This is a genomic window from Acidovorax sp. NN32 (assembly GCF_057597245.1).
In genome coordinates this window covers 1,341,983-1,363,706 of record NZ_CP199679.1, presented here as the reverse complement: position 1 = coordinate 1,363,706, position 21,724 = coordinate 1,341,983, and the positions used below count along the sequence as shown (strand labels likewise).

The window sequence follows — 21,724 nt, the reverse complement described above, 5'->3', positions numbered from 1 at the left end:
GCGGGGCATTGTGGCGCCATAGGCGGCCTGCACGCACGCCCTGATTGGCACCTGCGCGACCTGGGGAGGCCACCGCAGCGCCCGCAATGGCCAGGGATACTGACGACCGCCTAAAATCGCGGGTTCCGCCTGAGAAAGCCGCTTTTCATGACGACCTCCGCCCGCAAACTCTTCGTTACCACCGCCCTGCCGTATGCCAACGGCAACTTCCACATCGGCCACATCATGGAATACATCCAGGCCGACATCTGGGTGCGGTACCAAAGGATGCAGGGCAACGCGGTCAACTTTGTGGGTGCGGACGACACCCACGGTGCGCCCATCATGATTGCCGCCGAAAAGGCCGGCAAGACGCCCCAGCAGTTCGTGGCCGACATCGCCGCCGGTCGCAAGCAGTACCTCGATGGCTTTCACATCAGCTTTGACAACTGGCACAGCACCGATGCGCCCGAAAACCATGAACTGGCCCGCCAGATCTACCGCGACCTGCGCGACCGCGCCGATGGCAGCCTGATCGAAGTACGCACCATCGAGCAGTTCTTCGACCCCGAGAAGAACATGTTCCTGCCCGACCGGTACATCAAGGGCGAATGCCCCAAGTGCCACGCCAAGGACCAGTATGGCGACAACTGCGAGGTGTGCGGCACGGTGTACGCCCCCACCGACCTGATCAACCCCTTCTCGGCCCTGTCGGGTGCCAAGCCCGAGCTGAAGAATTCAGAGCACTTCTTCTTCAAGCTGTCGGACCCGCGCTGCGTGGAGTTTCTGGAGAACTGGACGCAGGACGGCAAGCTGCAGCCCGAGGTGGCCAACAAGATCAAGGAATGGTTCACCGTCCGCACCAACCCCGACGGCACCACCAGCGAAGGCCTGGGCGATTGGGACATCAGCCGCGACGCGCCCTACTTCGGCATCGAGATCCCCGACGCGCCCGGCAAATACTTCTACGTGTGGCTGGATGCCCCCGTGGGCTACCTCGCGTCACTGAAGAACCTGCTGGAAAAACGCGGCGAAAGCTACGACGCCTACATGGCCGACCCGGCGATGGAGCAGTACCACTTCATCGGCAAGGACATCGTCACCTTCCACACGCTGTTCTGGCCCGCCATGCTGCACTTCAGCGGCCGCAAGACACCCAACAACGTGTTTGTGCACGGCTTCTTGACCGTGAACAACGGCGAGAAGATGAGCAAGAGCCGGGGCACGGGCCTGGACCCGCTCAAGTACCTGAGCCTGAACATGAATGCCGAATGGCTGCGGTATTACCTGGCCGCCAAGCTGAGCGCACGCAACGAAGACATCGACTTCAATGCCGAAGACTTCATGCTGCGGGTGAACAGCGATTTGATTGGCAAGTACGTGAACATTGCCAGCCGCGCGGCGGGCTTCTTGACCAAGCGCTTTGACGGCAAGCTGACCGACCAATTTGGCACCACGGGCACAGCCCTGCTGGCCGAGGTGCGCGGCGCCAGTGACGCCATCGCGCAGATGTACGAAACGCGGGAATACAGCAAGGCCACGCGCGAGATCATGCTGCTGGCCGACAAGGTCAACGCTTATGTGGACCAGAACAAGCCCTGGGATCTGGCCAAGGACGCGGGCAACAACGAGGCACTGCACCAGGTGTGCTCGGTGCTCGTCAACGCCTTTGCCGCGCTCACCCGCTACCTGGCCCCCGTACTGCCGGGGCTGGCCCAGGCGGTGCAAGGCTTTGTGGGGGTGAACATGCAGCAGTGGAACGTGGCGGGGGACGTGCAAGCCATCCAGCCCTACCAGCACCTGATGCAGCGCGTGACCCCAGAACAGCTTGAAGCACTGTTTGAGGCCCCAGCGCAAGCAGAACAAGCGCCAGCAGCTACTGAAACCGTAGCAGCCAACTCCCATCCTGGTGGCGAAGAACTCGCCCCCACTATCACCATCGACGACTTCACCAAGATCGACCTGCGCATTGCGCTGATCGTGAACTGTGAGCCGGTCGAGGGCTCCACCAAGCTGCTGCGCCTGACGCTGGACGTGGGCGAAGGCCGTACGCGCAACGTGTTCAGCGGCATTGCCAGCGCTTACAAGCCCGAAGATCTGGTGGGCAAGCACACCGTGATGGTGGCCAACCTGGCGCCGCGCAAGATGAAGTTTGGCGTGAGCGAAGGCATGGTGCTGGCCGCCAGCCATGGCGACGAAAAGGCCAACCCCGGCATCTACGTGCTCAACCCATGGCCCGGCGCCACGCCCGGCATGCGGGTGCGGTAAGGCGTGCAACGCTCATAGACAAAGCAACCGTCAAGGATGCCGAGGGGTGCTGAGCCCCTCGCCATCCGCCGATAGAGGAAGGGGCGGCATGTTGACTGCCGCCCTGAAGCAAGCTCTCAGTAAAGGTACACCGCGCCCGCGTTGGTGCTGCTTTCGTCCGACTGATTGCCCCCAATGCCAGTCGATCCACTGTCTTCGGTGGATGCCCCCACGGCCAGGGTAGTGCCGTCACCCGATATCGCCACACGTCCACCAAACCGGTCCCCAGCGCCCGTATTGGGTGCCTTCAGGTAGGCTTGTTGCGCCCAGGTGCCCGCGCTGCGGCGGAACACCAGCACAGCGCCCGCATCCGCAGCGGCGGTGTTGGCCTGGTCGCCACTGAATCCGCGCGCATTGCTGTCGTCGCGGTACGACGGCACCACCAGCGTGTTGCCGTCGCTGGACATCGCCAAGTTGTTGCCAAACCGGTGGGGGGTGCGGGTGTTGGAGGCTTTCAAGTACGCCTGTGACTGCCAGACGCCACCTGCGCGAATGAACACAAACACCGCGCCAGAGTTGAGTGCAAGGGTGTTGCTGGGTGGCGGCACCACGAAGGTGCCTGTGTAGTTGCTGCTGTCTCCATCCATGCCAACCGCCAGCGTGTTGCCGTCGCCTGACAGGATGACCGAGACGCCGAAGCGGTCCTGCGCCTTGGGATTCGGAGCCTTCAGATAGGCCTGCTGCGACCATGTCCCCGCATTGCGCTGGAACACGTAGGCCGCACCGGCATTGGCCAGGGTGTCGTCCGCAGGATCACTCGCCAAGGCGCTGCGCTCAAAGAACGCGCCCACCGCCAGGGTGTCGCCTGCGCCAGACAGGCTGAGGTAGATGCCGAAGAAATCTCCCGCCCCTGCGTTGGAGGCCTTGAGGTAACTTTGCTGCGCCCAGCTGGTGCCCGTGCGGGCAAAGACATAGGCAGCCCCGGACGCAGCATAAGCTCCATTGCCGTGTGTTCCAGTCAGGTCACCATCCTCGTTATAGGCCCCCACCGCCAGGGTGTTGCCGTCGTTCGAGAGGGCTACGAATGAACCGAAAAGATCGTCGGCATCCGCGTTGTTCGCCTTGATGAATGCCTGCTGCGACCAGACGGCGCCCGTGCGGGCATATACATAGACGGCGCCTGAGTTGCTGGCCAGGTTGTTGGTGGCGGGCATCGTCGCAAACGTGCCCTTCTGGTCGCCGCTCTCGCCATCCGCGCCAATGGCCAGCGTGTTGCCGTCGGCCGACAAGGCCACGGCATTGCCAAAATAATCGTTGGCCTCGCCGTTGGGGGCCGCAATGCGCGCCTGCTGCGACCACGTGGCGCCGCTCTTCGTGAATACGTATACCGCCCCCGTGTTGCCACCCTCTCCATACGCCCCCACTGCCAGGGTGGTGCCGTTGCTGGACAAGGCCACGCGGTTGCCAAACCGGCCTTCGGAGGTGGTAGTCGATCCCTTGAAGTAGCCAATGGCACGCACCATGTCTGCCGCCATCGAGGTCGATGGGGCACTGCACCCGCCCGCGTTGCAGGCTTGCACAGTGTACGTCGCATTCACCCGAAGGTGCAGCAGCACCGGAACTGCGTAGGTCAGCCCGGTGGCCGCGGTCGACCCGATTTGCGCGGGTGCCAGCGGGCCCGCGCCGTCCGGGTCTTCGTAAACCGTGTAGCGGGTTGCGCCGGGCGTCGAGGTCCACGAAAAGACCAGTGCCTTTGTCCCATAGGCAATCCCCAGGCCATCCGGCGTGGGGGGAGCCGGTGGAGGGGGGGGAGCAGGAGGTGGAGGCGATGAGACGGTGCTGCAACGCACTCTCACTTGGGTCACGGGCGCCACGACAACCCCGGTGCCAGCCTCTACTGTGCAAACCTGATTCGCAGGCTGCACATGCACCGTCACGGCGTAAGAGCTGCCATGGGTCAGCGGTGAGGCAAACCCGAAAACGCCATTGGTGGCCACCAACAGATCCGCAGCGCCGTTGAGCCGCAACGTCACCACGCCCAGCAGGCCCGTGATCGATCCACCGACGGTGTAGGTATTGGTGGTGCATGTCACCAAGATGTTGGTAACCGGGCCTGCCACCACACCCGAACCGTTTTCCACAACACAGGTCTGCCCGGCGGGCTGGGTACGCACAACAATGTTGTAGGCCTGGCCCTGCAAAAGGTTGGTGGCATAGCTGCCGTTCGCCGTGATGGTCAGCTCCGCCTCCGTGCCATTGGCCAGGACGAGCGTGCCCACCAGCCCCGTCACAGTGCCGCCCACAGCATGTTGCGCCACGGGCGGGGGCGGAGGGGGCGCAGCAGGGTCTTCGCCACCGCCGCAGGCCATCAAGACTCCGCTCGCAATCAGAAGAAGCAGCCTTGCCGCCCCACCAAGCCTCGCCCACAGTGCTTCAGCGCTGGCGGAAAAAGTTCGGTACATCAAGGGTTCTCCGGGCATGTGAACGGGGTGGGCACTTCACCCATTTAGGAGGCGTGGGCGAGCCCGGCGCCCCCCGTGCGGGCGCAGGCGGGGTGGCACGAACTCTATGGTGGGTGGACGCGCAAACACACCCCCACTGAAGCAGGGTTGACGGGTGCAATGGAGTCGCGCAGGGGCGTTCGGCGGGAGCTCAGGCCCCTGAGGACTCGGTCACGATCGGAGACAGGCGGCCGTCGCGCTGGCGGCCCCGTCCCTTAATGCCCCACGTAGCGCCCTGGCCGGTGGCTGATCCACAAGAACCCGCTCATCACCAGTACGGCCAGCACCGAATACGCCACACGCTCGACCGGCACCACGAACAGCGCCAGCAGCACCACGGAGCCGTCGATCATCATCTGCACCTTGCCCGCCCGCATGCCATAGCGGCTTTGCAGGTACAGCGACACCACCGTGGCACCGCCCAGGCTGGAGCGGTGGCGCGCCAGAAACAAACAGCCCGTGCCCAGCAGCAGCCCGCCCAGCAGTGAGGCGAACAGCGGGTTCAGGTAGTCCACATGCATCACGTGCGGAAACAGCTCGGTCAGCAGCGACAGCAGGCCCACGCAGACAAAGGTCTTGATGGTGAACTCGTGGCCCATGCGCGTCCAGGCAAACCAGTAGAACGGCAGATTGACCACAAAAAACAGCTTGCCGAACGAAATGCCCGTGACGTAGTGCAGCAAAAACGCCACGCCCGCGGTGCCGCCCACCAGCAGGCCCGCCTGGTTGAAAAGCATGAGCGCCATGGCCACAAACAAGGTGCCCGCGAACAGGGCCTGCGCGTCTTCGAACAGGCCGTGGCGCAGCGATGGCGGGGGGGACATTTCGGGCGTCGGCATGGCAGGAGGGTGAACGGTGTCGGGCATGGGAGCAGGTGGGGATGCAGTGCACCACAACTAGCAAGCAACGCGCCAGTGCGCAGGGGCTGCTTTCCCTTGCCAGTCTTGGCAGATTTCAGGCATTTTTGTCATACATCGCTTATACAGCAAGCGTCAATAGCTATCAAATCAGGAGCAAATTCGGTACGACACCGACATGGAGCTGAAGCTATCGAAGTTGCGGAGACTCTGTTTGTGGCCCTGTTGTGGCGCTATTGCAGCGCCGGTGTGACGCCATCGGGTGGTTGGGACCGCCATCGGTTGCACTTCAAGAAGCGCTCACTACACTGGTTGCCTCCATGCCGTTTTCGCCCGCCTTTCGCCCCCGCCTGATCGACGCCCTGCGCGGCTACACCAAGAGCCGCTGGCTGGCCGACGTGGGTGCGGGGGTCACGGTGGGCATTGTGGCGCTGCCGCTGGCCATGGCGTTTGCGATTGCCAGTGGCCTCAAGCCCGAGGCGGGGCTGTGGACGGCCATCATTGCGGGCTTCCTCATCTCGGCCCTGGGGGGCGCCAACACGCAGATTGGTGGGCCGGCGGGCGCGTTCATCGTGATCGTCTACGGCATTGTGGAGCGCTATGGCGTGGCCAATCTGCTGATCTCTACCGCCTGCGCGGGCGTGATTCTGGTGCTGCTGGGGTTGTTTCGCCTGGGCACGCTGGTGCGGTTTGTGCCGGTCAGCATCGTGATCGGCTTTACCAACGGCATTGCGGTGCTGATTGCGCTGTCACAGGTGAAAGACTGGCTGGGCTTGTCGATTGACCGCATGCCGGGCAACTTCTTCTCGCAGGTGAGCACGCTGGCGCAGCACATCGGCACCTTCAACCCCTATGCGTTCGGGCTGGGGCTGGCGTGTGTGGCGCTGCTGTTCCTCTGGCCACGGCTGTTCCTCAAGGGCTCGCCGGTGATCCGGCTCATGGAGGGGCACACGGTGCGCAGGTTTGCCCGCGTGCCCGCACCCGTGGTGGCGCTGGTGGTGCTGAGCCTGCTGGCCTGGGGGCTCAGGTTTCCGGTGGAGACCATCGGCTCGCGCTTTGGAGGCATTCCGCAGGCGCTGCCGGTGTTTGCGCTGCCCGATTTTTCGTGGGAGACGGTGCGGCTGCTGGTCACCCCCACACTCACCATCGCGTTGCTGGGTGCCATCGAGTCGCTGCTGTGCGCCCGCGTGGCCGACCAGCTGGCCACCGACCCGCACCACAAAAAACACGACCCCAACCAGGAGCTGATGGCCCAGGGCGCGGCCAACATGATCGTGCCGTTTTTTGGCGGCATGCCGGCCACCGGCACCATTGCGCGCACGGTGACCAACATCCGCGCGGGCGCCACGTCGCCGGTAGCGGGCATGGTGCATGCACTCACGCTGCTGGCGATCGTGCTGGTGGCTGCGCCGCTGGCGCTGCACATTCCGCTGGCGGTGCTGGCGGGCATCTTGCTGTTTGTGGCCTGGAACATGGGCGAGTGGCACGAGTTTGTGCGGCTCAAGCATTTCAGCAACCACTATCGGCTGCTGATGCTGGGCACGTTTTTCCTCACGGTGGTGTTCGACCTCACGGTGGCGGTGGAGGTGGGCCTGTTCATGGCCTGCGCGCTGTTTGTGCGGCGCATGAGCGGGTTGTTTCGCGCGGTGCGCGAGCCCGAGCCCACTCCAACACCGCCGGGCCAGCGCACTGTGGCCCGCTGGCGCCTGCACGGCGCGCTGTTTTTTGGTGCAGCCGCCAAGATCGACCCCATCGTGCAGGCGGTGGAAACCGGCCCGCCCGGCATGGATGTGGTGCTGGACGCCTGCGAGCTGGTGGCGCTGGACACGACCGGGCTGGATGCGCTGGAGCAGATCCTCAAAGCCGTGGCAGCGCGCGGTGGGCGCATGTCGGTGGTGAACCTGCACGAGCAGCCACGCTCGCTGATCGAGCGATCGGGCTTTGCCGACCGGCTGGCCGCCCAGGGAGGCGCCAGCGTGGATGTGTAGTTGTCGGCAGGGCGCGGGGCAACGGTTTACTTGCCGCCCTTGAACTCCGGCGCGTCCAGGTCGGCCCCCGTCTGCGTGCGCAGCACCACGAGGTCAGGCCCATGGACCACCGTGAACACCTTGGCCTGGTTGGGCGCCTCCATATAGCGCCAGTCCACCCAGGTCTCTTTCTTCAGCTCGTAGGGCGTGGCCTTGGCGGGCTTGCCCAGCAGGCGGCGCACCTCGTCCATGCGCATGCCAGGCACCACGCGCGCAAAGGTCTCGGGCGTGAGCACCTGGCGCAGCGCGGTCATGCGGCCGTCGGGGCCGATGGTGATCATGTAGTTGACCTGGCCTGCGGGCTGGCGGTTGTATTCGAAGGTGCGGGCACCGCCGGGTTCGTCCCACACGTTCTCGGGGGCGCCAAAGCGGTCACGCACATCGGCTTCGGTCGATACGCCCTCTTTCAGCTCGCTGATGCGCTGGGGGTCGCAGGCGGTAAGAGCGATCAGGGAAAAAGCGGCAGCTGCCAGGGCAGCGGCGCGATATATCAAGCGCATAAATTCGTCCCGGTAAAATCTTGGACCTTTGGTGCGTCACTGTGCCTGATGCGTTCCAAGAAAGAGATTCACAGTCCATGTCTATTTTCCGCCGCCCCGATTACCAATCCGACGCCACCCAGTTCATCAACCAGCTCAAGGCCAGCCGCCCCGAACTGGAAAGCCAGCAGCTGGCAGGCCGTGCCCTGCTGTGGGACAAGAAGGTGGACCGCAGCATCTGGACCGAGTACCGCGAAGGCCAGGTCGAGCAAAAGCCGTACGTCTACCAGACCAACGCAGATTAAGCATAAAAATGGCCTCTAGCGCTTATCCAAAAAGCGCTATAAGCTCATTTTTTTATAGCAAACCATGACCACAGCGAACGAAGCCGACGTGGCCGATTCGCCGGATCTGTCCGCGCTGGACGCGGCAGGCATGCCCGTGGTGGTGGATCAGGTGGCGCTGGCACGCCTGTACGGCGAGCCGCTGTTTGCGCTGCCGCAAGACCTGTACATCCCGCCCGATGCGCTCGAAGTCTTCCTGGAAGCCTTCGAAGGCCCGCTCGATTTGCTGCTGTACCTGATCCGCAAGCAGAACTTCAACATCCTCGACATCCCCATGGTGGGGGTCACCAAGCAGTACCTGGCGTATGTGGACGAGATCCGCAGCCGCAACCTGGAGCTGGCAGCCGAGTACCTGCTGATGGCGGCGATGCTCATCGAGATCAAGTCGCGCATGCTGCTGCCGCCCAAGAAGCAGGAAGGCGGCGAGGAGCCCGAAGACCCCCGCGCCGAGCTGGTGCGCCGCCTGCTCGAATACGAGCAAATGAAGATGGCGGCCATGCGCCTGTCGCACATGCCGCAGTACGGCCGCGACTTCCTGAAGGCCCAGGTCTACATCGAACAAAGCCTGCAGCCGCGCTTTCCAGACGTGCACGTGGTGGAGCTGCAGGACGCCTGGCGCGACATCCTCAAACGCGCCAAGCTTGTGCAGCACCACAAGATCACGCGCGAGGAACTTTCGGTGCGCGAATACATGAGCATGGTGCTCAAAACGCTGCAGGGCCGCCGCTTTGTGGAATTTGAAGAACTCTTCGAACCCGAAAAAGGCAGCACCGTGCTGGTGGTGACCTTCATCGCGCTGCTGGAGCTGGCCAAAGAGACGCTGATCGAGATCACGCAGGCCGAGGCTTTTGCCCCCATTTACGTGCGCCTCGCTTACACGCCGGTCTAGGCTGGCTCCCCTGTTCACCGCCCTGGCCGGTGGCCGTGGCGTTACCCCTTTCTTCACCCGCAAGCCATGGCATCCCACGACTTCGACGTTCTCATCGTAGGCAGCGGCCTCGCTGGCCTCTCGGCTGCCTTGCACCTGGCGCCCACCCACCGCGTGGCCGTCATCACCAAGCGCACGCTGCAAGATGGATCGAGCGGCTGGGCCCAGGGCGGCATTGCCGCCGTGCTGGCTGACGACGACAGCTTTGCCGCCCACATTGAAGACACGCTGGTCGCCGGCGCAGGCCTGTGCGACCTGGCCACCACGCGCTTTGTGGTGGAGAACGCCCCCGCCTCGATTGCCTGGCTGCGCAAGCTGGGTGTGCCCTTCACGCTCGAAGGCGACCAGCTGCACCTGACGCGCGAAGGCGGCCACAGCGCGCGCCGCATTGCCCACGTGACCGACGCCACCGGCGCGGCCGTGCAGCGCACACTGATCGACGTGGTGCGCAGCACGCCCGGCATCACGCTGTTTGAGCAGCACACGCTGGTGGACCTGATCACCACGCGCAAGCTGGGCCTGCCTGGCAACCGCTGCCTGGGGCTGTATGCGCTCGACAGCGACACCGACGAGGTCGTCACCTTCCGCGCGCCGCAAACCATCCTGGCCACGGGCGGCGCGGGCAAGGTGTACCTGTACACCACCAACCCCGACACCGCCACGGGCGACGGCATTGCCGCCGCCTGGCGCGCGGGCTGCCGCGTGGCGAACATGGAGTTCATCCAGTTCCACCCCACAGGCCTGTACCACCCGCACGAAAAGTCCTTCCTCATCAGCGAGGCCGTGCGCGGCGAGGGCGGGCAACTCAAGCTGCCCCCCTCGGCCGGCGGCACCCGCTTCATGCTCGACCACGACCCGCGCGCCGAACTGGCCCCGCGCGACGTGGTGGCCCGCGCCATCGACTTCGAGATGAAGAAACACGGCCTGGACTGCGTACACCTGGACATCTCGCACCAGAGCCCCGCGTTTCTGCAAGAGCACTTCCCCAACATCCTCGCGCACTGCGCGTCGCTGGGCATCGACATCACCAAGGAGCCCATCCCCGTGGTGCCCACGGCCCACTTCACCTGCGGCGGCGTGCTGACCGACCTGGCGGGCCGCACCGACCTGCCCGGTCTGTACGCCGTGGGCGAGGTGGCCTGCACCGGCCTGCATGGCGCCAACCGCCTGGCCAGCAACTCGCTGCTCGAATGCATGGTGTTCGCCCGCGCCGCCGCGCAGGCCATCGCAGCAGCCCCGACCACAGAACTGCCCACCGTTCCCGCCTGGGACGACAGCCGCGTGACCGATGCGGATGAATCCGTCGTCATCTCCCACAACTGGGACGAGCTGCGCCGCTTCATGTGGGACTACGTGGGCATCGTGCGTACCAACAAGCGCCTGGAACGTGCCGCCCACCGCATTGCCATGCTGCAGGGCGAGATTCAGGAGTTCTACGCCCATTTCCACGTCACGCGCGACCTGCTGGAGCTGCGCAACCTGGTGCAGGTGGCCGACCTGATCGTGAAAAGCGCCCAGCTGCGCCGCGAAAGCCGGGGCCTGCATTTCAGCCGCGATTACCCCGAGATGGCCGCGCCTGCGGCCCCCACCCTTCTCGTACCACCGGTGGCCCGATGACCTACAGCGTCAAAGAAATTTTCTACACCCTGCAAGGCGAAGGCGGCCAGGCGGGCACACCCGCGGTGTTCTGTCGCTTTGCGGGCTGCAACCTCTGGACTGGCCGCGAGCAGGACCGCGCGCAGGCCATCTGCCAGTTCTGCGACACCGACTTTGTGGGCACCGACGGCACGCTGGGCGGCAAGTTCGAAACGGCCACGGCACTGGCGGAATTGATCGCCGCCCAATGGCCTGCAGACGCGGGCCATCGCCTGGTGGTGCTGACGGGTGGAGAACCCCTTCTGCAGGTCGATACGGCACTCATCGACGCGCTGCACGCGCAGCAATTTCGCATTGCGGTTGAAAGCAACGGCACCGTGATTGCGCCCGAGGGCATCGACTGGTTGTGCATCAGCCCCAAGGCGGGTGCCCCGTGGGTGCAGCGCAGCGGGCAGGAACTGAAGCTCGTGTGGCCCCAGCCGGGCTTTGACCTGCAGGCGCTGGAGCAGGACACGCAGTTCACCCACCGCTTTCTGCAGCCCATGGATGGCCTTCTGCAGCGACAGAACACTGCCGCTTGCATTGACGCCTGCCTGGCCCACCCCGCATGGCGCCTGAGCCTGCAAACTCACAAGCTCACCGGTATCCGGTGAGCGGTTTTCTTTTTGGTTCCCGTATGTTGTTCACCATCTCCCAGCGCTTCTTCTTCGACGCTGCCCACACCCTGCGCCGCGAGATCGAGGCCGAAGGCAGCCGCCGCGTGCACGGCCATACCTACCACGCCGAGGTCTTTTTGAGCGGCCCGCGCGACCCGGCCACCGGCATGGTGTTGGACCTGGGCCTGCTGCGCCAGGGCTTGGCCGTGGTGCGCGAGCAGCTGGACCACCACATGCTGGACGACGTGCCTGGCCTGGGCACGCCGACGCTGGAGAACCTGTGCGTTTTCATCGCCCAGGCGCTGCCCGCCGACCTGCGCGCCAGCGTGAGTCGCGTGCGCGTGTGGCGCGAAGCGCTGGGCGACAGCTGCATGCTGGACTTTCCGCAGCCCTGACCGACCACGGCCCTGCCGCCGGCAGGCCCTCCCCCACTCACAGTCTTCACTGAAGGAAGCCCATGTTCCGCACCCTGCTCAAATCCAAGATCCACCGCGTGGCCGTGACCCAGTGCGAGCTGCACTACGAAGGCTCCTGCGCCATCGACGAAGACCTGCTGGACACCGCCAACATCGCCGAGAACGAGCAGATCCACATCTGGAACATCAACAACGGCGAGCGCTTCGTCACCTATGCCATCAAGGGCCAGCGCGGCAGCGGCATGATCTCGGTGAACGGCTCAGCCGCACGCCGCGCGTCTGCAGGCGACCTCATCATCATTGCGGCCTTTGCGCAGGTGCATGAAGACCAGGTGCCCACCCACCAGCCCCAGCTGGTGTTTGTGGACGACCACAACCGCCAGACCGAACTGCGCCACGCGGTGCCCACCCAGGCCCTCTAACCATGCAGCCACAACACGACGGACTGGTGGCCCGCAGCTTGGCCGCCGTCTGGCACCCGTGCACGCAGATGAAGCGGCACGAGGCTCAGCCACCCGTGGCCGTTGCACGCGCCCAAGGCCCGTGGCTCTACGGCACCGACGGCCAGCGTTATCTGGACGGCATCAGCTCCTGGTGGGTCAACCTGTTTGGGCACAGCCACCCGCACATCCAGGCGTCGCTCGTGGACCAGCTGGGCCAACTGGACCATGTGATGCTGGCGGGCTTCACCCATGCGCCTGTGGTGGAACTGTCGGAGCGCCTTGCTGCGCTTACCGGCCTGGGCCACGCGTTCTATGGCAGCGACGGCGCAGCCGCGACCGAGATCGCCTTGAAGATGAGCGCGCACTACTGGCGCAACACAGGCCGCCCCGCCAAGAGCCGCTTTGTGGGTCTGGCCGGTGGCTACCACGGCGAAACCGTGGGCGCGCTGGCCGTGACCGACATCGCGATCTTCCGCGAGGCCTATGCGCCCCTGGTGCGCCTGGCCGACACCGTGCCCAGCCCCGATGCACGCGGCGCAGGCCCGGGCGAAACCGCCCAGGATGTGGCCCGGTGCGCTGCTGCGGCGCTGGAGGCGTGGTTGCAAGAGCACCACAGCACCACCGCAGCCTTCATCGTCGAGCCCCTGGTGCAATGTGCAGCAGGCATGGCGATGCACGACCCCGAATACCTGCGCCTGGCGCGCGCACTGTGCGACCGCTACGAGGTGCACCTGGTGGTGGACGAGATCGCCGTCGGCTTTGGCCGCACGGGCACGATGTTCGCGCACCAACAGGCGGGCATCCGACCGGATTTCATATGCCTGTCCAAGGGACTGACTGGCGGCACGCTGCCGCTCTCGGCCGTGCTGACCACGGATGTGGTGTACGCCGCGTTCTACGACGACGATGTGGCGCGCGGCTTTCTGCATTCGCACTCGTACACCGGCAACCCCCTGGCCTGCCGCGCAGCGCTGGCCACGCTGGAGCTGTTTGAACAGCTGGATGCGCTGAATGCCAACAAGGCACTGGCGCAACGCATCGATGCGGCGTGCGCACCCTTGGCACAGCATCCACGTGTGCGCCATGCGCGCCGCCTCGGAATGATCTGGGCCTGGGATGTGGACACCACGCTGCCCGACTTTTCCCGCCGCTACCACCAGCACGCCATGGCGCGGGGGCTGGTGCTGCGTCCCATCGGCAAGACGCTGTATGCCATGCCGCCCTACGTGCTCGACGACGAAGCCGTGCAATGCCTGGCCAGCGGCGCGCTCGCTGCGCTGAACGCCACGCTGCAAGAGGAGAATTGATGATTGGATGTTTTGTCACCGGCACCGACACCGGCGTCGGCAAGACGCTGGTGTCCACCGGCCTGTTGCACGCCCTGGCGCCGCACCACCGCCGTGTGGTCGGCATGAAGCCCGTGGCGGCCGGTGTGGTGCCCTGGGGCGAGGACTGGGCCAGCGAGGACGCGATCGCGCTGCGCTCGGCCTCCACCCTGGCCGTCGCACCCGAGCTGGACAACCCCGTGCTGCTGCTCGACCCGTTGTCGCCCCACATTGCGGCCGAACGTGCCGGGGTGCAGATTGATATCGCGGCCATCGTGCGCAGCTACCAGGCGCTGGCCGCCCAGGCGGATGCCGTGGTGGTGGAGGGCGCGGGCGGTTTTCATGTGCCGCTGACCGACACCCAGACCGGTGCCGACCTGGCCCAGGCCCTGGCCCTGCCCGTGGTGCTGGTGGTGGGTTTACGGCTGGGCTGCCTCAGCCATGCGTTGCTGACTGCCGAGGCCATCCGGGCGCGTGGCCTCGTGCTGGTGGGTTGGGTGGCCAACCGTGTGGACCCCGAGATGGAGGCGGCTGACGAGAACATCGCCTACCTGCGTGCGCGCCTGGGCGTGCCGCTGCTGGCCGAGGTGCCGTACCAGGACCTTCCCGATGCGCGCAGCCTGGTGTTTGAACTGCCCGGGGAATGGCTATGACGCAGGAATCCCACCCCACCTCCTGGCTCGACGAGATCCCGGGGCGCCTGGCCGACATCGAGCGCGCCCACCTGCTGCGCCGCCGCCGCGTGGTGCAACCCGCGGGCGGTGCCCACCTGCTGGTGGACGGCCAGCCCATGCTGGCCTTTTGCAGCAACGACTACCTGGGCCTGGCCGGCCACCCCGCGCTGGCCGAGGCCGCTCGGGACGCCACGCACACCTTTGGCGTGGGCTCGGGCGGATCACCCCTGGTCAGCGGCCACAGCGCCGCGAACGATGCACTGGAGCGCGACCTGGCCGCCTTTGTGCAGCTGCCCCGTGCGCTGTACTTCTACGCGGGCTACGCCACCAACGCCGGCATCATCCCCGCGCTGGTGGGCGCTGGCGATGCGCTGTTCTCCGACGCGCTCAACCACGCCTGCCTGATCGATGGCGCGCGCCTGTCGCGCGCCACCATCGACCGCTACGCCCACGCCGACCTGGCCGCGCTGGAGACTGCTCTGGCCGCCAGCCCTGCACGGCGCAAGCTAGTGGTCAGCGACGCAGTGTTCAGCATGGATGGCGACCTGATCGACATCCCCGCCCTGCTGGCGCTGTGCGAGCGCTACGACGCGCTGCTGCTGCTGGACGACGCCCATGGTTTTGGCGTGCTCGGCCCCCAAGGGCGCGGCAGCCTCGCGCAAGCGGGCCTGACGGGTACCACCGCCTCGCGCCGCGTGCTCTACATGGCCACGCTGGGCAAGGCAGCGGGCGTGGCGGGCGCCTTTGTGGCGGGAGATGCTGCACTCATTGAATGGCTGCTGCAAAAGACCCGCACCTACATCTTTGCCACGGCCGCACCACCCCTGCTGGCAAGCGCATTGCGCAAAAGCCTGGAGCTGATCGCGACTGCGGACGACCTGCGAGAGGGGCTTTGCAAGCGCATTGCGCAACTGCGCGAAGGCCTGGCCGCGCTGCCCCCGGAACTGGGCTGGCACCTGCTGCCATCCCACACGGCGGTGCAGGCGCTCGTCATCGGCAGCAACGAAGCGGCCCTGGCCGCGATGGAAAGCCTGCGCCAGCGGGGCCTGTGGGTGCCCGCCATCCGCCCGCCCACGGTGCCCGTGGGTACGGCCCGGTTGCGCATTGCGCTGTCTGCCGCGCACACGGCGGCGGATGTGGATGCGTTGCTGGCAGCGCTGGCGGCACATGCCGCCGACTGCGTGGTGGCTCTTCACCAAAAAACCGAAGACACCAGCGTGGCGCCTGCGGCCGCTACAGCCTGACTATGGCCTGAACATCGACCTGCGACTCAGCCGCCCCCTGGAACCAGCGGACCGGCTGGTCACAGTCAGGTACTTTCTTTCACGATGCGGCCATTGAGCGGCTGCACTGGGCGCGCGTTGGCGTTATAGAGCTGGCGGAACGCCTTGATCTGCTGGGCACCCAGTTTCACGGGTTCCTTGAGCACCATCCACTGCACGCCTTCGGAACAGGGCGGCGTGGTCAACGACCCTGCAAAGCTGTAGTAACCCTTCTTGGCGGGCAACAGGGTGCTGGCGTCCAGCGTGAGCCCGTCCACCGTCACCTGCTCACCCACACGCGGCAGGTGCGCAAAGATGGGGGCCCAGGCCGCATTCGTCTTGCCCGGCTGGATCAGCACCGCCACCACGCCCAGTCCTCCGTCCGCAGCCTTGTGCACAAAGTGGGCCACCATGGCCGCGTGCTTGCCGCCAATGGCCTCTTCGCTGGGGGTGTGGAAGTGGAACTGCAGCAGCTCCATCGCCTTGCCGTCCACCACCAGCTTGCTGCCCGCAGGCATGTTCACCTGCACCGTGTGCCCGTTGTTGACCAGCGTGGGGGCACCTGCCGTGTACTGGAAATCCAGCGCAGGCAGCGCCTCTTTCACGGTATTGCGAATGTCGATGGGGCTTTGCGCCGCACCACGTGCACAGGCCTCAAAACCAGGCTCCAGCGCGCCCCAGTGGGCGGCGCCGTGTTTGCCCTTGTATTCCCAGTGCGGGTGGGCGCCCTCGGCGCTGGCCCAGGTGGCGGCGCACAGCAGGAGGGCAAACAATGTGGTTTTTTGGATCAAGAAGGGGGGTGTCATGGCTCTTAAGGAACAACAAGTTGATGAAAAACAAGCTGCTGCAAGCAGCCGCGTGATAGTCAGCAGCCTTGCTTAACGGCGGCTTAAACTGCTGGGTGCCACTGACGGCCCAAGGGTTGCTGGCTTTAGAACCTGTTCAGAATCTTTTCGGGGATCGCATTGGAGTGCCATCGTGATGGACGTGGATGCTTCGGAGGCGCCGCATGGGCTCGTGCCCATGCAAGCAGCAGAGGCTTCCAATCGCCCGATTTCACTCCAACCCTTCGGGCAAGTACCTTGCCGGGCGGCCTGCGGCGTTGCGGCGCTTGTGCGACCCTGAAAAGAACTTCAACAGGTTCTTAGAACCTGTCTACCATGGCTTTGAAGTGAATTCACTCGACCGAACCGGACCCACTCCATGCCCCACCTGACCATTGAATACTCGGCCAACCTGCCCCACTACCCAGAGGCCGAAACGCTGACGGCCCTGAATGCCACCCTGTGCGCCCACCCCCAGGTGCAGGACGAGGCGGACCTGAAGACCCGCTTCATCGTGGCCGACAGCTTCGAGATCGGCATCGCGCCCGCCAACCGCGCTTTTGTGCATGCCCAACTGCGCCTGCTCGCGGGCCGCACGCCCGAGGCCAAGAAGGAGCTGTCCGACCGCATCGCCGCCGTGCTGCGCGAACGCACGCCCAAGCCCCAGGGCGTGATGGTGCAGCTGAGCGTGGAGATCGTCGATATGGACCGGGGCTCGTACGCCAAAGAGCGGCTCTGAACCAGCGGCGACAATTTTTGAATAAATTTAGCCCTATCGCTTATCCATAGTCATTGATAGCTATTATTTCGATAGCAAAACTCTGTACCCCTAAAGCCCGGCGGGTGCCCTGATGCATCAGCCTGGGTCTTCTGCCACCAACTCCGCAGCCAACCAGCCGCGCAGGCTGTTGATGAACGCCCAGCCCTGCACGCGGGGCAGGTCCTGCAGCCGCACCACGGCTTCTGCCACACGCCCCTCGCGCAGCGCCACCGCGCGGCCCACGCCAGGCAGCAGGCCACAGGCCAGCGGCGGCGTGACCCAGCGGCCATCGAGCAGCAGGGCGATATTGCCGAAGGTACTTTCGGTGATCTCACCCGCCTCGTTCCACAACACCGTGTCGAACATCCCGGCTGCCGTGGGCGCAAAGGCCGCGTAGTGCGCGCGGCGCGTGGTCTTGTGGCGCACGAATTCGCCATGGGCCTCCGGTAGCGGGCTGCGCGCCAGCTGCAGGCGCACGGGCTCGGGCGTGGGGGCCAGTGCAAAGGCCTCGGCCCGGGGCTCGCCAGTGGCATTGAGCAGCAAACGCACACGCCAAGGGCCCGTGCCGTGCCCTGAGGCCAGCATCCTCAGGCACTGCCCAACCTTCTCCCCATCGAAGGGGTAGCCAAAATGCACCGCCGCTGCCTGCAGGCGCGCCAGGTGTTCGGGCAGATGCCGCCACTGGCCGTCCACCAGCGCCAGGGTTTCGAGCAGGTCAAAAGGCTGGCTCGCACGCTCCACGAAGGCGCGCTTGTGGCGCCACTCGTTCCATTCGGCGTCCGCTTGCGCGCCCGAGGTGATGCCACTGCCAATGCCGCAGGTGGCCTGGGTGTGGCCGCCGTCGGTGCGCAGCACCACGGTGCGAATGGGTACGTTGAAGGTGGCCGCCACGCGGTGCTGCCCATCCGCCCCGGCGGCACCCAGAGGCCGCACCACGCCCACGGCGCCGCAGTACACGCCGCGCGGTGCGGGCTCCACCGCATGGATCATCTGCATGGCGCGCACCTTGGGCGCACCGGTGATGGAGCCGCAGGGAAACAGCGCAGCAAACACGTCGGTCAGCGTGGTACCGGGCCGCGTGCGGGCCGTCACGTCCGACGTCATCTGCCACACGGTGGGCAGGGCTTCGGTGGCAAACAGCGCGGGCACACGCACGCTGTGCGGCAGCGCGATGCGGGATATGTCGTTGCGCAGCAGGTCCACGATCATCACGTTCTCAGCCCGCTCCTTGGGCGACGAGCGCAGGTGCTCAGCGTTGGCAACATCCTGCGCAGGCGTGGCGCCACGTGGCGCGGTGCCTTTCATGGGGCGCGCCAGGATGGCTCCACCCGCCGGGTCACCATGGGCTCCGCTTTCCCAGTCAAAGAACAATTCGGGCGACACCGAAAGCACCTGTTCGTTGCCGGTGTCGATGAACGCGGCATAGCCGCCGGGCTGTGAGCGCTGCAAGGCCTGGAACAAGGCCTGCGCGCTGCCCTGCAGCAACTGGCCCGACAGCGGCGCGGTGTAGTTGACCTGGTACAGCTCGCCATCGCCGATGGCCTGGTGAATGCGGTTCAGGGCTGCATCGAACTCCGCGCGCGAGGGGCCCGAGGTCCACTCCACATGGGCCCCATCGGCCGAATCTGCAGCGGCTTCCCCGGGCCACGGCAGCGCTTCGTCATGGACGGCAAACCAGGCCAGCGGCCCCTGGGCGGCATGCACCTGCAAGGCTGCATCGAAGGCCGGAGCCGCCTCGTAGCGCACGTAGCCCACGCACCATGCGCCTGCCTGCGCGGCAGCAAACACGGCATCGAGAACGGGGCGCACCTCGGCCAGGTCACGGGCCGACAGCACGGCGCGGGGCGCGCGGAAGGCATGGCGAAGGCGGGGCGCTGACGGGGCCAGCGCGGCACTGAAGTCGATGCAGGAATTCATGGAAATGGCGGGCGCGGCGGCAGCACCTTGAAGGAAACGAGCGCCCTGCGGCAAGCAGGGGCAGCCGCCTATCGTAAACGCCGCAGGGCTGGACTCTGCGGAGGGTGGGCAGCGCGGTCCTGTTGCAAGTGCAAGCAAAAAATCCATCAAATGCGAATAATTCTTGTTTATAATTTTTGCCATACGGTGCATTGACATGCACCCCAAGCAGCCAGCCGTCGCCAGCCAGCCTCCTGCCCCCTCAAGGAACCACTGTGCTGCCACCGACCGTGCCAGGCTCTCTGCCTTCTTCTTCGTTGGACGCCGCTCGCGCGGCCCCCCTTCACCCCCTCGCGGCCGCCACACGCCTGGCGCTCGCCAGTCTGGTCACGGCCGGCATCATGGCCCCGGCAGGCGCTCAGACCGCATCTCCGGACGCCGCCGACCGCCCCCGTACCCTGCCCGAGGTCCAGGTCACGGCAGACGGCGATGCAGGGCTGCCCGCCACCATCGGCAACGGGCACACAGCGCGCGGCGGCCGGCTGGGGCTGCTGGGCAACACCGACACCCTGAACGCACCGCTCAGCGCCACCAGCTACACCTCGCAGATGGTGCAGGACCAACAGGCCGTCACCATTGCCGACATCGTGAAGAACGATTCATCGGTCCGGCTCTCAGGCCACTCCGGCGACCAACTGGACTCGTTCTTCATCCGAGGCTTCCCGGTGGGCGACCAGAACTCGGGCGAAATCGCCTTTGACGGCGTCTATGGCATCGCCCCCAACTACCGCGTGCTGGCCGACTACGCGGAGCGCATCGAGCTGGTCAAAGGGCCTGCAGCGCTGCTGTTTGGCATGTCCCCGGCCAGCAGCGTGGGCGGCACCATCAACCTCGTGCCCAAGCGCGCCACCAGCGCCCCGCTGACACGGATCTCCGCCGACATCGGCCCCTCCGCACAGGGCGGTGGCCAGATCGACCTGAGCCGCCGGTTTGGCCCCGAACGCCAGTGGGGCGTGCGCATCAACGGCAGCCACCACCAGGGCGACACGCTGCTGGACAACCAGTCGCGCAAGGCGGACGTGGGAGCGATCGCGCTCGACTACCAGGGAGAACGGCTGCGCGCCACCGTGGACGCCATCGCGCAAAAGGAAAGTGTCGATGCGCCACAGCGCCGGCCATTTCTGGCCGCAGGGGCCACGGCCGTACCGGCCGCACCCGATGGCCGGCGCAACGTGAGCCAGCCCTGGGAATGGTTTGAAACCACCGACCGCTCCCTGCTGCTGCGCCTGGAATACGACCTGAACGACCAGACCACCGCCTTCGCCAACGCAGGCGGCGGACGCACACGGGTAGACCGGCTCTTTGGCAACCCCACCCTGCTCAATGTGCAGGGCGACACCAGCACGTTGCCGCAACGCTTTCAGTTCGAGGTGGACCGGAGCACGGCGGACGCCGGGCTGCGCACCAAGTTCGCCACCGGCGGCGTCCGCCACACGGTCACGCTGCAGGCCAGCACCTACCACGACCGCCTGGGTCGTGGTTCCGTCAACGGCACCACCGTGTTGTCCAACATCTACGCGCCGGTGAACAGCCCGGCGCAGAACGTGGCCGCCCCGGCCCAGGTCGCGCAGGTGGCCGACACAGAGCTGTCCAGCATCGCGCTGGCCGACACCCTGTCGATGCTGGACGACCGGGTGCAGGTGCTGCTGGGCGTGCGCCGCCAGCGTGTGGAATCCGACAACTTCAACACCACCACGGGCGCCGTCGCCTCGTCGTACGACCAGAGCGCAGTGACGCCGCTGGCGGGCCTGGTCGTCAAGCCCTGGCAGAACGTATCGCTCTACGCCAACTACATCGAAGGCCTGAGCAAAGGCGACATCGCTCCGGCCACGGCCTCCAACGCAGGCGAGGTGTTTGCGCCCTACAAGGCCAAACAAAAGGAAATCGGCGCCAAGTTCGAATGGGGCCGGATGATCAGCTCGCTGAGCCTGTTCGAGATCACCAAGCCCAGCGGCCAGCAGACCAACGGCCTGTTTGCAGTGGATGCCAAGCAGCGCAATCGGGGTGTGGAACTGAACGCCTCCGGCCGTGTGGTGCCTGGCGTCTCCGTCACCGGCGGCGTGACGCTGCTGCAAGGTGTGCTGAGCCAGACCAACAGCGCCGCCACGCAGGGCAAGAAAGCCATCGGCGTCCCCTCGGTGCAGGCCAACCTGGGGCTGGAGTGGGATCTGCCCTGGGTGCCGGGCCTGGCACTGAGCGGGGGTATCACCCACACCGGAAAGCAGTATGTGGACCGCGCGAACACGCTGGGCATTCCATCGTGGACCACCGCAGACCTGGGAGCCCGCTACCGCACACAGATCGCCGGCAAGCCCACGACGTTCCGTGCCAACCTGCGCAACGTGGCAGACCGCGCTTACTGGGCCAGCGTATCGCAGTACGGCAGCCTGGTGCAGGGTGCGCCACGTTCCCTGGTGGTGTCGGCCACCATTGATTTCTGAGGCGCCCAC

At 65.8% G+C, this 21,724-nt stretch carries 18 protein-coding genes; 13 read left to right on the top strand and 5 right to left on the bottom strand.

What is annotated here, in order from left to right:
• Nucleotides 1-147: 147 nt before the first annotated feature.
• Entirely contained in the window at nucleotides 148-2,247 is a 2,100-nt protein-coding gene (gene metG / locus ACT89O_RS06315; protein ID WP_487262118.1) for a methionine--tRNA ligase, read from the top strand.
• Between the two features lie 116 nt (nucleotides 2,248-2,363).
• Here metG and ACT89O_RS06310 read toward each other — a convergent pair whose 3' ends face one another.
• Together ACT89O_RS06310 and ACT89O_RS06305 are read right to left on the bottom strand one after the other, a co-directional pair.
• Nucleotides 2,364-4,544, bottom strand: coding sequence for an FG-GAP repeat protein (locus tag ACT89O_RS06310; RefSeq protein WP_487262117.1), 2,181 nt, complete (start codon nucleotides 4,542-4,544; stop codon nucleotides 2,364-2,366).
• Nucleotides 4,545-4,942: 398 nt separating this feature from the next.
• Nucleotides 4,943-5,593, bottom strand: coding sequence for a YitT family protein (locus ACT89O_RS06305; protein WP_055402863.1), 651 nt, complete (start codon nucleotides 5,591-5,593; stop codon nucleotides 4,943-4,945).
• 311 nt (nucleotides 5,594-5,904) lie between these two features.
• Between ACT89O_RS06305 and ACT89O_RS06300 the strand changes: the two genes are divergently transcribed.
• A complete protein-coding gene (locus tag ACT89O_RS06300) occupies nucleotides 5,905-7,572 on the top strand; it encodes a SulP family inorganic anion transporter (protein ID WP_487262116.1) in 1,668 nt (555 codons plus the stop codon).
• Nucleotides 7,573-7,598: 26 nt separating this feature from the next.
• Here the strand turns inward: ACT89O_RS06300 and ACT89O_RS06295 are convergent, their stop codons facing one another.
• A complete protein-coding gene (locus ACT89O_RS06295; protein ID WP_487262115.1) occupies nucleotides 7,599-8,111 on the bottom strand; it encodes an outer membrane protein assembly factor BamE in 513 nt (170 codons plus the stop codon).
• Nucleotides 8,112-8,188: 77 nt separating this feature from the next.
• Here ACT89O_RS06295 and ACT89O_RS06290 point away from each other — a divergent pair, with 77 nt between their 5' ends.
• The 9 genes from ACT89O_RS06290 (at nucleotide 8,189) to bioF (ending at nucleotide 15,716) form a co-directional block, all read left to right on the top strand.
• Nucleotides 8,189-8,395: a DUF3460 family protein gene (locus ACT89O_RS06290; RefSeq protein WP_055402867.1), complete on the top strand. Its 207-nt coding sequence runs from the start codon at nucleotides 8,189-8,191 to the stop codon at nucleotides 8,393-8,395.
• A 64-nt stretch (nucleotides 8,396-8,459) separates the two neighbouring features.
• A complete protein-coding gene (locus ACT89O_RS06285) occupies nucleotides 8,460-9,323 on the top strand; it encodes a segregation and condensation protein A (protein WP_082437692.1) in 864 nt (287 codons plus the stop codon).
• Nucleotides 9,324-9,389: 66 nt separating this feature from the next.
• Nucleotides 9,390-10,979, top strand: coding sequence for an L-aspartate oxidase (nadB, locus tag ACT89O_RS06280; protein WP_436131610.1), 1,590 nt, complete (start codon nucleotides 9,390-9,392; stop codon nucleotides 10,977-10,979).
• Complete coding sequence (gene queE, locus ACT89O_RS06275) at nucleotides 10,976-11,611, top strand: 7-carboxy-7-deazaguanine synthase (RefSeq protein ID WP_436131611.1); 636 nt, start codon at nucleotides 10,976-10,978, stop codon at nucleotides 11,609-11,611. The genes nadB and queE overlap by 4 nt, the downstream gene beginning before the upstream one ends.
• 23 nt (nucleotides 11,612-11,634) lie before the next feature.
• Nucleotides 11,635-12,009, top strand: a complete 375-nt coding sequence (locus ACT89O_RS06270; protein ID WP_487262114.1) for a 6-carboxytetrahydropterin synthase — start codon at nucleotides 11,635-11,637, stop codon at nucleotides 12,007-12,009.
• A gap of 62 nt (nucleotides 12,010-12,071) precedes the next feature.
• Nucleotides 12,072-12,452, top strand: coding sequence for an aspartate 1-decarboxylase (gene panD, locus ACT89O_RS06265; protein ID WP_487262113.1), 381 nt, complete (start codon nucleotides 12,072-12,074; stop codon nucleotides 12,450-12,452).
• Nucleotides 12,453-12,454: 2 nt separating this feature from the next.
• A complete protein-coding gene (gene bioA / locus ACT89O_RS06260; RefSeq protein ID WP_487262112.1) occupies nucleotides 12,455-13,780 on the top strand; it encodes an adenosylmethionine--8-amino-7-oxononanoate transaminase in 1,326 nt (441 codons plus the stop codon).
• Complete coding sequence (bioD, locus tag ACT89O_RS06255; RefSeq protein ID WP_121507339.1) at nucleotides 13,780-14,451, top strand: dethiobiotin synthase; 672 nt, start codon at nucleotides 13,780-13,782, stop codon at nucleotides 14,449-14,451. The genes bioA and bioD overlap by 1 nt, the downstream gene beginning before the upstream one ends.
• Nucleotides 14,448-15,716, top strand: a complete 1,269-nt coding sequence (bioF, locus tag ACT89O_RS06250; RefSeq protein ID WP_487262111.1) for an 8-amino-7-oxononanoate synthase — start codon at nucleotides 14,448-14,450, stop codon at nucleotides 15,714-15,716. Before bioD ends, bioF begins: the two co-directional genes overlap by 4 nt.
• 65 nt (nucleotides 15,717-15,781) lie before the next feature.
• Here the strand turns inward: bioF and ACT89O_RS06245 are convergent, their stop codons facing one another.
• Nucleotides 15,782-16,540 (bottom strand): carbonic anhydrase, encoded by a 759-nt coding sequence (locus ACT89O_RS06245; RefSeq protein ID WP_121421052.1) that lies wholly within the window; start codon nucleotides 16,538-16,540, stop codon nucleotides 15,782-15,784.
• A gap of 397 nt (nucleotides 16,541-16,937) precedes the next feature.
• On the opposite strand from ACT89O_RS06245, the gene ACT89O_RS06240 reads away from it, so the two are divergent.
• Nucleotides 16,938-17,297 (top strand): 5-carboxymethyl-2-hydroxymuconate Delta-isomerase, encoded by a 360-nt coding sequence (locus tag ACT89O_RS06240; protein WP_121507342.1) that lies wholly within the window; start codon nucleotides 16,938-16,940, stop codon nucleotides 17,295-17,297.
• A gap of 117 nt (nucleotides 17,298-17,414) precedes the next feature.
• On the opposite strand, the gene ACT89O_RS06235 is transcribed toward ACT89O_RS06240, so the two are convergent.
• Nucleotides 17,415-19,235, bottom strand: a complete 1,821-nt coding sequence (locus tag ACT89O_RS06235) for a chorismate-binding protein (RefSeq protein WP_487262110.1) — start codon at nucleotides 19,233-19,235, stop codon at nucleotides 17,415-17,417.
• 254 nt (nucleotides 19,236-19,489) lie between these two features.
• Here ACT89O_RS06235 and ACT89O_RS06230 point away from each other — a divergent pair, with 254 nt between their 5' ends.
• Nucleotides 19,490-21,715: a TonB-dependent receptor gene (locus ACT89O_RS06230; protein WP_487262109.1), complete on the top strand. Its 2,226-nt coding sequence runs from the start codon at nucleotides 19,490-19,492 to the stop codon at nucleotides 21,713-21,715.
• Nucleotides 21,716-21,724: the final 9 nt, after the last annotated feature.

What these genes read in the sequence shown, in the direction of transcription:
- bioF (WP_487262111.1), top strand. Translation starts at nt 14,448, where the DNA reads ATGACGCAGGAATCCCACCCCACCTCCTGGCTCGACGAGATCCCGGGG.
- ACT89O_RS06305 (WP_055402863.1), bottom strand. Translation starts at nt 5,593, where the DNA reads ATGCCCGACACCGTTCACCCTCCTGCCATGCCGACGCCCGAAATGTCC.
- metG (WP_487262118.1), top strand. Translation starts at nt 148, where the DNA reads ATGACGACCTCCGCCCGCAAACTCTTCGTTACCACCGCCCTGCCGTAT.
- ACT89O_RS06285 (WP_082437692.1), top strand. Translation starts at nt 8,460, where the DNA reads ATGACCACAGCGAACGAAGCCGACGTGGCCGATTCGCCGGATCTGTCC.
- queE (WP_436131611.1), top strand. Translation starts at nt 10,976, where the DNA reads ATGACCTACAGCGTCAAAGAAATTTTCTACACCCTGCAAGGCGAAGGC.
- bioA (WP_487262112.1), top strand. Translation starts at nt 12,455, where the DNA reads ATGCAGCCACAACACGACGGACTGGTGGCCCGCAGCTTGGCCGCCGTC.
- nadB (WP_436131610.1), top strand. Translation starts at nt 9,390, where the DNA reads ATGGCATCCCACGACTTCGACGTTCTCATCGTAGGCAGCGGCCTCGCT.
- ACT89O_RS06235 (WP_487262110.1), bottom strand. Translation starts at nt 19,235, where the DNA reads ATGAATTCCTGCATCGACTTCAGTGCCGCGCTGGCCCCGTCAGCGCCC.
- ACT89O_RS06295 (WP_487262115.1), bottom strand. Translation starts at nt 8,111, where the DNA reads ATGCGCTTGATATATCGCGCCGCTGCCCTGGCAGCTGCCGCTTTTTCC.
- ACT89O_RS06240 (WP_121507342.1), top strand. Translation starts at nt 16,938, where the DNA reads ATGCCCCACCTGACCATTGAATACTCGGCCAACCTGCCCCACTACCCA.
- ACT89O_RS06290 (WP_055402867.1), top strand. Translation starts at nt 8,189, where the DNA reads ATGTCTATTTTCCGCCGCCCCGATTACCAATCCGACGCCACCCAGTTC.
- panD (WP_487262113.1), top strand. Translation starts at nt 12,072, where the DNA reads ATGTTCCGCACCCTGCTCAAATCCAAGATCCACCGCGTGGCCGTGACC.
- bioD (WP_121507339.1), top strand. Translation starts at nt 13,780, where the DNA reads ATGATTGGATGTTTTGTCACCGGCACCGACACCGGCGTCGGCAAGACG.
- ACT89O_RS06300 (WP_487262116.1), top strand. Translation starts at nt 5,905, where the DNA reads ATGCCGTTTTCGCCCGCCTTTCGCCCCCGCCTGATCGACGCCCTGCGC.
- ACT89O_RS06245 (WP_121421052.1), bottom strand. Translation starts at nt 16,540, where the DNA reads ATGACACCCCCCTTCTTGATCCAAAAAACCACATTGTTTGCCCTCCTG.
- ACT89O_RS06270 (WP_487262114.1), top strand. Translation starts at nt 11,635, where the DNA reads ATGTTGTTCACCATCTCCCAGCGCTTCTTCTTCGACGCTGCCCACACC.